Annotated in this window: 12 protein-coding genes; 11 read left to right on the forward strand and 1 reads right to left on the reverse strand. The window is 48.1% G+C overall.

What is annotated here, in order from left to right:
• The first annotated feature begins 69 nt into the window (after positions 1–69).
• Genes mobH through AEA42_RS06025 form a run of 4 tightly spaced genes read left to right on the forward strand, consistent with a single transcriptional unit; the run spans position 70 to position 5,275 of the window.
• Entirely contained in the window at positions 70–2,211 is a 2,142-nt protein-coding gene (gene mobH, locus AEA42_RS06010) for a MobH family relaxase (RefSeq protein WP_055647238.1), read from the forward strand.
• A gap of 48 nt (positions 2,212–2,259) precedes the next feature.
• On the forward strand, positions 2,260–4,083 hold the full coding sequence (gene traD / locus AEA42_RS06015; RefSeq protein WP_011788469.1) for a conjugative transfer system coupling protein TraD: 1,824 nt from the start codon (positions 2,260–2,262) through the stop codon (positions 4,081–4,083).
• 9 nt (positions 4,084–4,092) lie between these two features.
• Entirely contained in the window at positions 4,093–4,653 is a 561-nt protein-coding gene (locus AEA42_RS06020) for a hypothetical protein (RefSeq protein WP_011788470.1), read from the forward strand.
• A complete protein-coding gene (locus tag AEA42_RS06025) occupies positions 4,640–5,275 on the forward strand; it encodes a DUF4400 domain-containing protein (RefSeq protein ID WP_011788471.1) in 636 nt (211 codons plus the stop codon). Before AEA42_RS06020 ends, AEA42_RS06025 begins: the two co-directional genes overlap by 14 nt.
• Before the next feature lie 26 nt (positions 5,276–5,301).
• On the opposite strand, the gene AEA42_RS06030 is transcribed toward AEA42_RS06025, so the two are convergent.
• A complete protein-coding gene (locus tag AEA42_RS06030) occupies positions 5,302–5,889 on the reverse strand; it encodes a hypothetical protein (protein WP_011788472.1) in 588 nt (195 codons plus the stop codon).
• Positions 5,890–6,177: 288 nt separating this feature from the next.
• Between AEA42_RS06030 and traL the strand changes: the two genes are divergently transcribed.
• The 7 genes from traL to AEA42_RS06070 all read left to right on the forward strand — a co-directional run bounded on the left by traL (position 6,178) and on the right by AEA42_RS06070 (position 13,191).
• The gene (traL, locus tag AEA42_RS06040) at positions 6,178–6,459 is read left to right on the forward strand and encodes a type IV conjugative transfer system protein TraL (protein WP_011788474.1); all 282 of its coding nucleotides are present in this window, start codon (positions 6,178–6,180) and stop codon (positions 6,457–6,459) included.
• Positions 6,456–7,082: a TraE/TraK family type IV conjugative transfer system protein gene (locus tag AEA42_RS06045; protein ID WP_000667170.1), complete on the forward strand. Its 627-nt coding sequence runs from the start codon at positions 6,456–6,458 to the stop codon at positions 7,080–7,082. Before traL ends, AEA42_RS06045 begins: the two co-directional genes overlap by 4 nt.
• Positions 7,066–7,962, forward strand: a complete 897-nt coding sequence (locus AEA42_RS06050) for a type-F conjugative transfer system secretin TraK (protein ID WP_020743644.1) — start codon at positions 7,066–7,068, stop codon at positions 7,960–7,962. The genes AEA42_RS06045 and AEA42_RS06050 overlap by 17 nt, the downstream gene beginning before the upstream one ends.
• Before the next feature lie 2 nt (positions 7,963–7,964).
• The gene (locus tag AEA42_RS06055) at positions 7,965–9,254 is read left to right on the forward strand and encodes a TraB/VirB10 family protein (protein WP_011788476.1); all 1,290 of its coding nucleotides are present in this window, start codon (positions 7,965–7,967) and stop codon (positions 9,252–9,254) included.
• Positions 9,255–9,328: 74 nt separating this feature from the next.
• Positions 9,329–9,901: a TraV family lipoprotein gene (locus AEA42_RS06060; RefSeq protein ID WP_015066557.1), complete on the forward strand. Its 573-nt coding sequence runs from the start codon at positions 9,329–9,331 to the stop codon at positions 9,899–9,901.
• Entirely contained in the window at positions 9,898–10,287 is a 390-nt protein-coding gene (gene traA, locus AEA42_RS06065; protein WP_011788478.1) for a TraA family conjugative transfer protein, read from the forward strand. Before AEA42_RS06060 ends, traA begins: the two co-directional genes overlap by 4 nt.
• 408 nt (positions 10,288–10,695) lie before the next feature.
• Positions 10,696–13,191 (forward strand): heavy metal translocating P-type ATPase, encoded by a 2,496-nt coding sequence (locus tag AEA42_RS06070; RefSeq protein ID WP_011788479.1) that lies wholly within the window; start codon positions 10,696–10,698, stop codon positions 13,189–13,191.
• The last annotated feature ends 18 nt before the right edge of the window (positions 13,192–13,209 follow it).

Below are 13,209 nucleotides of genomic sequence, written 5' to 3' on the forward strand. Positions count from 1 at the left end.
ATTTTTATAACCTATCTGAATAGCCGCTCAGCAAGAAAGCCCAAATAATGTTTTTATTTGGGCTTTCTTATGTTCAAGCTGTTCAATAAGCATGTTGAGAAAAAGGTAGATTTAATTTCTACAGACATTCCACGCTATCCGCCATTCCTGAAGGGGTTGCCAGCTGCGTCACCCGAGGATTTGCAGTCCACACAAGACGAGCTAATTGCCAAACTGCGCCAGGTACTTGGTTTTAATCAGCGTGATTTTCAAAGGCTGATTCAGCCCTGCATTGATCATCTGGCTGCTTATGTTCATTTGTTGCCAGCTTCTGAGCATCATCATCACAGTGGTGCAGGTGGTCTATTACGTCATTCGTTGGAAGTTGCTTTCTGGGCGGCACAAGCAGCTGAAGGGATCATCTTTGTTGCCAGTGGCACACCGGTTGAGAAAAAAGAGCTGGAACCAAGGTGGCGTGTTGCGGCTGCTCTTGGCGGTTTGTTCCACGATATTGGTAAGCCTGTTTCAGACTTGTCCATTACAGACGAAGATGGACGCTATCAGTGGAATCCTTTTTTAGAAACCTTATCTCAGTGGACCACTAATAACAGTATTGAACGCTATTTCATTCGCTGGCGCGACGGACGATGCAAGCGGCACGAGCAATTTTCAATTCTGGTGTTAAACCGGGTGATGACACCTGAGTTGCTCGCCTGGTTAACCCAGCCGGGCCCTGAGATTTTGCAAGCCATGCTGGAGGCAATTGGCAATACCGATCCCGAGCATGTCTTGTCTAAATTGGTTATTGAAGCTGACCAAACCAGTGTCCAGCGAGACCTGAAAGCTCAACGAATTTCCGTTGACGACAACGCCCTTGGTGTCCCAGTCGAACGCTATCTACTTGATGCCATGAGGCGATTGCTTGCCAGTTCTCAGTGGTTAGTTAATCAGCGAGACGCCAGAGTCTGGGTACAAAAATCCAATCAATCAACCCATCTTTACCTGGTTTGGAAAAGCGCGGCTAAGGACATCATTGAGCTATTGGCCAAAGACAAGATACCTGGCATTCCAAGAGATCCCGATACCCTTGCGGACATCCTCATTGAGCGGGGATTGGCCACAAAATCAGCCTCAAATGAGCGATATGAAAGCCTTGCCCCTGAAGTGCTGATCAAAGACGGCAAGCCAATCTGGCTACCCATGCTGCATATATCTGAGGCCGATTTATTGTTCAGCTCGAATGTACCAAGTGGTGTGACACTGTTTAGCAAATCTGAATGGGAAGCAAGAAAGCAAACACAAGCAGAGCCTCAGAGTCGCTCCAGTGAGCAGCCAGGCTTGCCTGAAGAGTCATCATCAATCGAACATAGAAAATCGGATGAGTCACCATCGACAAACTCGTCCGAGCAAGATGATGAACTTCGTCATGCCAGTGATGTTAATCACCTTCAGGAAAATGAAAACGTTCCGGGTGATGGATATGAAAAGCCTAACAATTCATATGATGGCGCTATCTCAAATAACGTAAACCAGCAAGATGCAGAGGCATTGAATCTACCTGAATCTTTAGCGTGGCTCCCAGAGGCCAGCAGTGCGTTGGTTATGGTTGGTGAACAGATACTGATCCGCTATCCCGATGCCGTAAGGCCTTGGTGTGCTCCTCGAAAACTGCTTGCTGAACTCAGTCAATTAGATTGGCTTGAATTAGATCCCGCAAACCCGACACGTAAGGCCAGAACTGTGACTACGAAGGATGGCGTTCAGGAGCAAGGGTTACTACTGAAAGTATCGATTTCTAAGGGGCTTACTGCACTGATAGACATCTCCAAACAAGACGAAGAATCAGTGGCAGCAATTCAGAACAAAGAGGCTTCACAGCGTCCGAGTCGAACTGAGACAACCAGTGCCCAAGCAAAAGAGCTCGCCACAAGAGCTGAGCGCAAGCAAACGCCGATTGCGCCCAATGCGAACTCAAGTACAGACCCCAAACACGCACAGCGGCAACAGATGGTTAATTTTGTGAAAGATTTGCCCATCTTACTGACCGATGGCGATTACCCAGACGTGGATCATAGTGCCGATGGTATTCGCGTCACGATTCAAACCTTACGTCAAGTCGCCAAGGAGCATGGCATTCCAGCCGGACAGCTGCTTCGGGGGATCTCGGCCAGTGACCAATGCCAGTTTGATGAGGGGGAAACGGTTCTGTTTACCGCTCACGCTAAACGTTAATCCATTTGATATTAAGTGGATTGCAAACGGTTATTTTGCGGAGCATGAATGAAAGAAAACGCATACGAAATGCCCTGGCGCACGAACTATGAGGCCATGGCAGCAGCAGGTTGGCTGGTGGTTGGGGCCACTGGGGCGATTGCCGCAGAAATGCTGACTGAGCTACCACCTGAGCCATTTTGGTGGATGACAGGGATTTCCTCGGGCATGGCGTTGTATCGCCTGCCTGAGGCTTACCGTCTTTATAAGTTGCAGAAGGGGCTAAAAGGCAAACCATTGGCATTTATGGCGCTGTCGCATTTGCAAAAGGTAATGGCAAAACATCCTGATGAATTGTGGTTAGGTTATGGCTTTGAGTGGGACCAACGCCATGCCCAACGCGCTTATGAAATCCTAAAGCGGGATAAGCAAACCTTGCTTAACCAAGGTCACGGCAAACAAATGGGTTCGACCTGGATTCATGGTGTCGAGCCCAAAGAAGAAGATGTGTACCAGCCAGTTGGTCACACCGAGGGGCATACCTTAATTGTCGGTACGACCGGTGCCGGAAAAACCCGATGCTTTGATGCGATGATCACTCAGGCCATTTTGCGTAATGAAGCCGTGATTATTATTGACCCTAAGGGAGACAAGGAACTTAAGGATAATGCGCAGCGAGCCTGTATTGCCGCCGGTAGTCCTGAGCGCTTTGTGTATTTTCATCCGGGTTTTCCTGAGCATTCGGTACGGCTTAATCCCCTTAGAAACTTTAACCGGGGCACTGAAATTGCCAGCCGAATTGCGGCACTAATCCCATCTGAAACCGGTGCTGATCCATTTAAAGCCTTTGGCCAAATGGCATTGAACAACATAGTGCAAGGTCTGTTGCTTACGTCACAACGTCCTGATCTGAAAACACTGAGGCGATTCTTGGAAGGTGGCCCAGAAGGCTTGGTAGTAAAAGCCGTCACAGCCTGGGGTGAGCAGGTGTATCCGAACTTTAGTGTGGAGATCAAGCGCTTTACCGAAAAGGCCAATACCTTGGCTAAACAAGCCATGGCGATGCTGCTTTTCTACTACGAACGCATTCAGCCCGTTGCCGCCAATACCGATTTGGAAGGACTTTTGAGTATGTTTGAGCATGACAGAACCCACTATTCCAAGATGGTGGCCTCACTGATGCCGGTGCTCAATATGCTCACATCAAGTGAATTAGGGCCACTGTTATCACCGATTGCAAACGATGTGGATGACAGCCGGTTAATTACGGATTCTGGCCGTATTATCAACAATGCCCAAGTGGCGTATATCGGCTTGGATTCATTAACTGACGCCATGGTTGGCAGCGCCATTGGTTCGTTGCTTTTGTCCGATCTCACTGCTGTGGCCGGTGATCGCTATAACTATGGTGTTGAAAATCGTCCCGTAAATATCTTCATCGATGAGGCGGCTGAAGTCGTCAACGATCCCTTCATTCAACTGCTCAACAAAGGCCGTGGCGCAAAAATGCGTTGTGTAATTGCTACTCAGACCTTTGCTGACTTTGCAGCTCGTACAGGCAGTGAAGCTAAGGCTCGCCAGGTGTTAGGTAACATCAACAACTTGATAGCCCTTCGGGTGATGGATGCCGAAACGCAGCAGTACATTACCGACAATCTGCCTAAGACTCGGTTGCAGTACATCATGCAAACTCAAGGTATGTCGTCCAACTCGGACAGCCCCGCGTTGTTTACCGGCAATCATGGCGAACGCTTGATGGAGGAAGAAGGCGATATGTTTCCACCGCAGTTATTAGGCCAGCTTCCCAACCTGGAGTACATCGCCAAGCTTTCAGGTGGCCGCGTGATCAAAGGCCGCATTCCTATTTTAACCAGCTCTACACAGGCAGCATAAGGAGTCTGTATGCATCATTCTGTCTGTCTGAAAATGACAACACTTACCAGTAAAGAAATGCTCGCTCAGTGGCAGCAACATAATCCCCAGTTCAAGGAAACCTTAAGACTACTTGAAACCGACTGGCCTCATGCTTTGGCCTCAGTGCACTGTTTGGCGGACTATTTAACAGATGCGCTCACTTTAGATGGCCATTCCATCTTTGATTTGTGTCTGTGTAATGGCTTGGGCAGTTATGAAGAAGTCAGTTGTGATGATGATAGTGTACGCCTTTGGCATTTCATTGAGGCACTGACCTGGGCTGCCGCCAGTGCTTTAACGGGGATTCGCCTGCGTGATCCTGACCATTTCGAGTGGGCCGCCGTGGATGGTGTGTATTTCCACACCTGGATTCGTAATCGTCCAAATCGGATGGCGTATTTGGCTGAAGGACGTATTGATGTGCGTTATGTCAGTGACCATACATCGACAAAGCGGCTTCAGCAAGTGATTAAAGCTCGGATTATGACGCCAACCGTTGCAGCCATGCTGGCGCGAGTAGAAGAGGATGTTTGGCATGAGCAAGCATAAGTCCGTTTGGCTGCTGTGTCTGGCACTGATGCTGGAGATTATTGCCATTGGCGTGTTAGTGCCCGGTGATTGGACTGGCCGGGTCATCAGTAAAGAGAAGCAGATGATCCAAAACCAATTGGGCGCACAAACAAGCTATTGGATTGGTCAAACTAGCCATCGCTGGTATCAGTCATGGATTGTGGATACGCAGATGGAGCAATCTGTGCGTGATTTTCTAATCCCCACTGAAGAACAGCGACTTCGTTCTAAAGGGATGGAGAACATGGGAGGCTTTTGGTTTGTGTGGGTAGAAGACCGTATTCAGGCATTTTTTGATGTGCTGTACCAAGTGTTCACTCGATTTGCGTTGCTGATGGTCTGGTTGCCCTTTGCGCTTATTCTCATGTTGCCGGCGTTGTGGGATGGCTTAATGACCTGGAAGATTAAGAAGACAACATTTGATTTTTCGAGCCCTATCATTCACCGCTACAGCATGATTATCCTGGGCTCAGGTGTCATTTTGCTGTTTATGGGATTGTTCGCCCCACTGGCTATTCCACCGGTGGTGTTACCGTCGCTGATCATCGGTTTGGCATTGATGGCGGGGTTGGCGTTAAGTCACTTGCAGAAGAAGATATGAGGCCCATCAGGCCTCATCTTGTAGAGCTAAAACCTTACGCCTACGGTATTGCCGTTCTCGTCTTCAGCAGGCAAATGGTAAGTATCAATAAGGTGGCCTTGAAGCCAAATATATTGAGGCATCCAAAAAGAGTACTGTCGTATAAGAGCCAATACTTCTTTTAACGGTTTGTTTGCATGAGGCTCGGCAAGACGAAAGTACATGAATGAGCAATCATCTCGAAAATACTCATGAAGCTCTGAATCCGATAGCGTTTCTTTTAGCGGCCTGTTTTGTTCGTCGTCCTCATCAGGGGAGTTGGCATAAATTTCAAATAGCTGCTTTTCAGTAAGTATCTCCAATAAGTGGTCTTTAATTAAAACCCCATCACTGGTATCGACATCCATACCATCTTTGACATCAAAAGCCATGACACATCCAGAAGATAATGCCACTTCTGATGGTTTCAGTACGTCATTAGCTTGTACAACCTGATGCCAATGATTAAAACCAGCAGATACTGCAATTTCATCGAGTGCTTCAGTGTGTGTAATGGATTTTTCACGTTTAAGCTTTCGTGCTTTTTGCTTTAAACGTTCAACCGAGGCAGAGGAAATGATTTTAGTAATTTGCATTGAGTTTCTCCTATTAGCGAATACGGTGCCCACTGCCGAGGTCGCAGAAAAAACCTAAGCAAAAAATAAATTTGATATGCATGTCGTCCCGTCCGGGTTTGCTAAAGTGGGCAGCTGGTCTCGACACGACCAATATCCCCATCATATCAACCGCATCAAAAAGATCAATTGTTAGTATTGTCTGATTAGAACCCTCAAAACCTTCAAGAATTCGGCATCTAGCTGACCACTGAAGCTGCCAATCCCGAGGCATCCTTCACTTCTCAATTCAAACAACGAGGAGTGACTATGGAACCTGTAAATATTCCATCCTATATCGATGACCCGCCGCACTTCCTGCTTTGGAGTGCCGATGAGATGGCTCCCATTCTGTTGGGGCTAGTGATCGGCATTTTTACCGGTAATGCCTTGGTTTTATGCCTGTTGGGGTTGGTAACAACCAAGCTCTATCGGCGTTTTCGTGATGGCCGCCCAGATGGTTTTATTCTTCACGCCATCTACTGGGGCGGACTGTTGCCAACCAAAGCCAAGACGATCCCTAACCCATTTATCAGGAGCTATCTGCCGTGAAGTTCGACGTGTTTTTAAAATCATGGCAAGGCACGCAATTAGAGAACCGATGGCAACGGTTCCTGATTGCAGTGCTGGTGCTATCTAACTTGCTGCTTGCGGTAGCGGCATTTTCTCGCAATACCGTGGTAGCCATTCAACCGCCAACCTTGTCTGAAACGGCTGAAGTGTCACGAAACCAGGCTACTCAGCCTTACTTGGAATCCTGGGGGCTCTACCTGGCTGAGCTTATGGGCAACGTGACGCCGGGTAATGTGTCTTTTATCCGGGTTGCTATTGAGCCGCTACTTTCTCCAGCGGTGTACCAGCAAGTGGTCGATGCACTGGAGATTCAGGCAAGACAAATCCGGGAAGACCGAGTCACGCTCAAATTCCAACCCAGACAAGTGGAGTATGAGTATGAAACCGGCCATGTCTTTGTGACCGGTTATTCCTTGGTCTCTGGACCATCTGGAGATGAACAGCGCCAAACTCGCACCTATGAGTTTGACATCGATATTGAGCAATACCGTCCAAAGCTCAGTTGGATGGATACGTATGAGGGGCAAGCTAGAACGAAGCGAGTTCGTGAAAAGTTGACCCAAGAGCAAAACCGGAGGGTGAATGATGCGAACCAAAATTAGTCGATGGATGATACCAAGCTTAATCGCAATGAGCTTGAGTGGCGTCCTGTTATCTCAAGCTTCTTATGCAGACGTGGAATTGCCGATTGTACCAGCCAGTGTGATGAAGCAGTCTGCTACTGCAAATCCACCGGTTCAAAGCAATTCGGTTGCAGCGGATACGCCAACAATGCTACTGATGACACCGGGGGTTAATGAACTGATCCCTGTAGCACTTGGTCATCTGAATCGGATTGTGACGCCGTTTGAATCGCCTCAGGTGAGAACAACCAGTGATGCTCAGACGCAAATCAAGGGGAATGTTGTATATGTAGCCACGGACAAAGAATCACCGGTTTCACTTTACATCACTCCGCCTGGTCAGGAAGCTCCCGCATTATCTGTCACCTTAGTACCTCGTCGTATTCCACCGCGTGAAATCACCTTAGCTATTGATGGTCAGCAGTGGCCTATTAAGGGCGTCGTGAACCGAAAAGCCGCCACTTGGGAAACGGCTCAGCCATACGTCGATAGCTTACGTGATTTACTCAGACGCCTTGCACTAAATGAGTTACCACAAGGCTATGACATCCGTTTAGCTGGCCAAACTGACACAAGCCCGAAATGTTTTCAGCCTGGCTTAAAGTTTGGTTTTAAACAGGGGCAAATTGTGACGGGACATTACTTCACCGTCTATGTAGGACTGGTTGAAAGCTTTGCCGATGAGCCGATAGAAGCCAGTGAGATAGCCTGCAATGCACCAGGTATAGTGGCAAGCGCCTACTGGCCTCGCAATATCTTGTTGCCGGGCGAAAAGACTGAGTTGTATGTGGTTGTTCGCAATCATCGTGAAGAAGCGGTGGAAAGTCAGCGACCTTCGCTTCTTGTAGGAGGTGAATAACGATGAAAGCACAATGGGAGCAATTGAGCCCGAACATGAAGCGGGGCCTATCGGTTGCAGGTATTGCTGGTGGTCTCATCCTTATGGTGATGGTGTTTTCACCTAATCCTGACGATGGCGCGAACAGTCGGAACCGGCAGGAAACGATCCGGCACATTCTTACGGATACCAATACTCGTGATGTTGGGGTCGATAGTTTGGCTGCGAACGTAAAACTACTCAGTGAGCGCAATGAACAGTTACGTCGTGAAGTTGAGCGCTTGCGTCGTGACGTCGATTCAGGACGGCTAAGCCCAGGTTCGCCTTCTATACCAAGTGAGGTCAATGCGGAGTTGGTTCGCCTTCGAGCGGAACTTAATGATGTTCGCGCTGGAGGTGATGCAGCAGTTGAAGGCACAAATAGCCGTTTTGAAGTGCCTTTATCTGCCATGGAATTGCCTAAAGACGAAAAGCCACTGCCGTCTAACCCAGACGACTATTTTGCCAATGCGCCGCTGCCAGATCCGCTCTATCGGCAGCCAGCCAGTGGCCAAGGTTCACGAGCACGGGATGTTCCATTGCCGCCAATCACGATTCGTATGATTGAGCCTGAAGTGGTTGCTGAACCAGAGGTTGTTGTGCAAGAAGCGCCGCCTTTGTATTTACCGGCGGGCAGCATCATCTCAGGTACTTTGATCACAGGTTTGGATGCACCTACTCACGAGTCCGCAAGACGCGAACCTTTTCCTGCATTGCTGAGGATTCAAAAGGAAGCCATTTTACCCAACCGATTTAGAGCGGATATCAAAGAGTGTTTCTTGATCGCCGCAGGTTACGGTGATTTGAGCTCTGAGCGTGCTTATTTGCGAGGCGAGACCATTTCATGTGTGAGAGAAGACGGTGGCGTCATTGAAACACGACTGGATTCTTATGCTGTAGGTGAAGACGGCAAAGCCGGCATTCGTGGCCGATTGGTGTCGAAACAAGGCCAGCTGGTGGCCAAGTCGATGATGGCCGGATTCCTTCAGGGCTTGGCTGGCGCATTTGATGTAAATCCTGTTCCGACGATTCAGACGGGTAATGCCGGTGATACTCAGCTGTACCAGCAAGTCATGAGCCAAGAAGCATTACAAGGCGCTGCGATTAAAGGCACAGGTAAAGCATTGGATAGAGTGGCCAAGTTCTATTTGGACATGGCTGAAAATATGTTCCCAGTCATAGAGGTAGACGCTGCAAGGAAAATTGAAGTCATAGTCACTCGTGGTGCCTCGTTGTCGTTGGCCACTTCTCAAGGGGGTGGTGCAAGAAGATGAAAAAATCCTGCATGTTGCTAACCGATCGAAGTCCGTTTCAGACAATAAGATGTGTATCCAGAGGAGAGTTAACCATGACGACATCAATGCAGAACAACCCAAAGCACCAGTCAAAACAGTGGTCTAAAGCTGGATTACTTTTATTGGCAGTCGGCTCAACCTTATTGTCTGGCTGTAGTTCATTGGGTCTTGGGAGTAGTGAATATGGATGCCCAGGTATGCCTGACGGTGTGCGCTGTTTATCTGCTCGTGAAGTCTATGAGCTTACCAGTTATGGCGCTGCACCCAAGACGATTGATGCTGTGGCGACTCGAATTGGTTCTCCCTCTGGGTATTCACAATCTGATTTAGAGACAGGACTGCTGAGCCATCCAGCATTACCCGAGACGCAGCAATCTGCACCTATTCGCATTCCTTCAAGGGTAATGCGGATTTGGATTGCGCCTTGGGAGGATGACCGTGGAGATCTGAATTTATCCAGCTACGTGTTTACCGAAATTGAACCGCGCCGGTGGGATATTGGGGTGTCAGCACCTCGAACGGTTTCGCCAGTGCTACGTCCACTTCAGACTCAAAGCGATTCAGCCTCAGCGGGAGCTGATGGTAAGCGCGATAACTTGAGTATCTACGGAGAAACTAACGAATGACAAATGCAGTTCGCAGCATTCAGACTCAGCGCCTAATGACCATTGGTGCGCTTGGTTTAATGGCGTTAATGATTTCGGAGCCCTCATTTGCAGGCACCGGTGGTGATGCTTTCACCGATGTGTGGGATACCCTAAAAGATTGGACCCAAGGTACTTTGGGACGGATCGTAGCGGGAGCCATGGTTCTGGTGGGTATTGTGGGCGGTATCGCTCGCCAAAGCTTGATGGCCTTTGCCTTGGGCATTGGTGGCGGTATGGGTCTCTACAACACACCAACAGTCGTTGAAAGTGTCATGTCTGCAACTTTACCTGTTGTTGCTAGCACTCAAGAAGTCATTGGCACAACAATTCCAGCAATCAGCGCCGTTTTACTGGGCACCTTATAACAATAAAAAACGCCCAAGCGGCCAGATTTCTGACGGCTTGGGCGTCATCCCACCCCGTCCCCGATTACCATGACGGCGTTTCAGTTAATAGGTTTCCCATTCACTTAGCTTGATTACAAGCAGCGGCCATGAATACCGAAAAGAATGCTAGCGCCGCCACTGCAAAAGGCAGTTAGCGGGGCTTTTCTTGAGGGAGCACATTCAAACAGGCTACTAGCCTGATATTTTGAGATTTAGGCGCTCGTTTCTTTTGAGTTAGAGTTACACACTACCAAACAGCTGGATGAATATCAGGAATGATGGCGCTTCATTTGTTGTGTTCATGAGGTTAAAAATAATACGCTTGACCTTCCCATCATGGTAAGCCCTAGACTGTTTAATATCTGAACCAACAATGAGAAATACATCATGAGCATTCATAAAAACCAGCTCTCCAGCAATGCTGAAGCCCGGGTTAGCTTACCTATTGAGGGTATGACCTGTGCAAGTTGTGTAGGACGAGTTGAAGCAGCTTTAAACAAAGTTGAAGGCGTCGTAAACGCAAGTGTCAATCTTGCGACTGAGCTGGCGGATATTCATCTTAAAGCTCCTGTTGATCGACTGAAGTTAATCGAAGCAATTGAAAAGGTAGGATATGAAGTTCCTGTAACATCCGTTGAACTTTCAGTGCAAGGTATGACATGTGCTTCGTGTGTTGGCCGTGTTGAAAAGGCACTCTTAGCGGTTGATGGTGTAAAGGCGGCAACGGTTAACCTTGCAACTGAGAGGGCAACTATTCGCGGAGTGGCTGGCATAGACGATCTCATATCTGCTATTCAAAAAGTTGGCTATGAAGCCCGTGTCATCGATACCCAAAATCAGGTCAGTAATGAGTCTGAAGTAAGAAAGGACGCAGAGAAGGCTTTATTAAAGAAAGATTTAGTTATTGCAACAGCACTGGCTCTGCCGGTATTTGTTCTCGAAATGGGATCTCACATGATTCCAAGAATGCAACACTGGGTGATGAATACCATTGGGATCCAGGAAAGCTGGTACGTCCAGTTTGTATTGACATTGTTAGTCTTAGTGGTTCCAGGTCGTCGATTCTACATGAAAGGCATTCCTGCTCTTACGCGGCTTGCTCCTGACATGAATTCACTGGTCTCTGTCGGGACTATTGCTGCTTTTGGTTATTCTGTGGTTGCTACGTTTGTACCATACCTTTTGCCTGAGGGTACCGTTAATGTGTACTACGAAGCTGCTGCAGTGATTGTCGCTCTCATTCTTTTGGGACGATTTATGGAGGCGAGAGCTAAGGGGAGAACGTCTGAGGCTATCAAACGCTTAGTAGGCTTGCAGGCTAAGGAGGCGCACGTGCTCCGTAATGGCGTAATGAATGATATTCCTGTCAAAGACGTTGTGCTTGGAGACATTATCGAAGTTCGCCCGGGAGAAAGGATTCCGGTCGATGGAGAGGTAAGTGAAGGTACCAGTTTTATAGATGAATCGATGATAACTGGTGAGCCTATACCAGTGGAAAAAATCGTTGGCAGTGGAGTTGTCGGAGGGACTGTGAACCAGAAAGGAGCACTGAGGTTGCGTGCTACTGCGGTTGGTGGTCAGACAATGCTGTCACAAATCATACGGATGGTAGAACAGGCCCAGGGGTCAAAGTTACCTATACAAGCTGTTGTGGACAGAGTGACATTGTGGTTTGTTCCAGCTGTGATGTTGGCAGCACTTTTTACATTCCTGATTTGGTTAGTATTTGGTCCATCACCAGCCCTGTCTTTCGCATTGGTTAATGCTGTGGCAGTGCTAATCATTGCATGTCCATGTGCAATGGGACTCGCGACACCGACATCTATCATGGTTGGTACAGGTCGTGGTGCAGAAATGGGAATTTTATTCCGCAAGGGAGAAGCCCTACAGTTACTCAAAGATGCCAAAGTTGTTGCTGTAGACAAAACCGGAACTCTGACTGAAGGTCGTCCAGTCATGACAGATCTGGAACTAGCTCAGGGTTTTGAACGTAATGAGGTATTAGCAAAAGTTGCCGCAGTTGAATCACGTTCTGAGCACCCTATTGCTCGCGCTATTGTTGAGTCGGCAGAAGGAGACGGCATTTTACTGCCAGAGCTTACTGAGTTTGATTCAATCACTGGTATGGGAGTACGAGCGACTGTTGAAGGGAGCCTTGTAGAAGTAGGCGCTGATCGATTTATGCGTGAGTTAGCATTGGAGGTAACGTATTTTTCCCGGATTTCTGAACGCCTCGGGAATGAGGGGAAATCACCTCTCTATGTTGCTATAGATGGTCGGTTGGCTGCAATTATTGCTGTAGCTGACCCTATTAAATCAAGTACTCCAGTAGCTATAAAGGCATTACATCAGCTTGGTCTCAAGGTCGCCATGATTACCGGTGACAATGCGAATACAGCTCAGGCTATTGCTAAACAATTAGATATTGATGAAGTGGTTGCGGAAGTGTTACCTGAAGGCAAAGTTGAAGCGGTGCGTCGACTGCAAGAAAATTACGGTAAAGTTGCTTTTGTCGGCGATGGGATAAACGATGCCCCGGCACTTGCAGTTGCAGATATTGGACTTGCAATTGGTACAGGAACAGATATAGCCGTGGAGTCAGCTGATGTTGTCTTAATGTCAGGAAACTTGCAGGGAGTTCCTAATGCTATTGGATTGTCTAAGGCAACAATCGGTAACATCAGACAAAATCTCTTTTGGGCATTTGCTTACAATGCAGCATTGATTCCAGTGGCTGCAGGACTGCTATACCCAGCTTATGGAATACTGCTCTCTCCAATTTTTGCAGCAGGGGCGATGGCGCTATCAAGCGTGTTCGTTCTGGGAAACTCATTGCGTCTGCGTCGGTTCCAGCCTCCTTTGGTTGAGGACGCTGAGCATTAACGCTGAGCATTAACAAGG

The sequence above is a fragment of the Shewanella sp. Sh95 genome (assembly GCF_001308045.1).
In the GTDB taxonomy this organism is placed as follows: Bacteria; Pseudomonadota; Gammaproteobacteria; order Enterobacterales; family Shewanellaceae; genus Shewanella; species Shewanella xiamenensis.

Excerpts from the sequence above, each read along its gene's own strand:
- mobH (WP_055647238.1), top strand. The coding sequence starts at position 70 with ATGTTCAAGCTGTTCAATAAGCATGTTGAGAAAAAGGTAGATTTAATT.
- traD (WP_011788469.1), top strand. The coding sequence starts at position 2,260 with ATGAAAGAAAACGCATACGAAATGCCCTGGCGCACGAACTATGAGGCC.
- AEA42_RS06020 (WP_011788470.1), top strand. The coding sequence starts at position 4,093 with ATGCATCATTCTGTCTGTCTGAAAATGACAACACTTACCAGTAAAGAA.
- AEA42_RS06025 (WP_011788471.1), top strand. The coding sequence starts at position 4,640 with ATGAGCAAGCATAAGTCCGTTTGGCTGCTGTGTCTGGCACTGATGCTG.
- AEA42_RS06030 (WP_011788472.1), bottom strand. The coding sequence starts at position 5,889 with ATGCAAATTACTAAAATCATTTCCTCTGCCTCGGTTGAACGTTTAAAG.
- traL (WP_011788474.1), top strand. The coding sequence starts at position 6,178 with ATGGAACCTGTAAATATTCCATCCTATATCGATGACCCGCCGCACTTC.
- AEA42_RS06050 (WP_020743644.1), top strand. The coding sequence starts at position 7,066 with ATGCGAACCAAAATTAGTCGATGGATGATACCAAGCTTAATCGCAATG.
- AEA42_RS06055 (WP_011788476.1), top strand. The coding sequence starts at position 7,965 with ATGAAAGCACAATGGGAGCAATTGAGCCCGAACATGAAGCGGGGCCTA.
- AEA42_RS06060 (WP_015066557.1), top strand. The coding sequence starts at position 9,329 with ATGACGACATCAATGCAGAACAACCCAAAGCACCAGTCAAAACAGTGG.
- traA (WP_011788478.1), top strand. The coding sequence starts at position 9,898 with ATGACAAATGCAGTTCGCAGCATTCAGACTCAGCGCCTAATGACCATT.
- AEA42_RS06070 (WP_011788479.1), top strand. The coding sequence starts at position 10,696 with ATGAGCATTCATAAAAACCAGCTCTCCAGCAATGCTGAAGCCCGGGTT.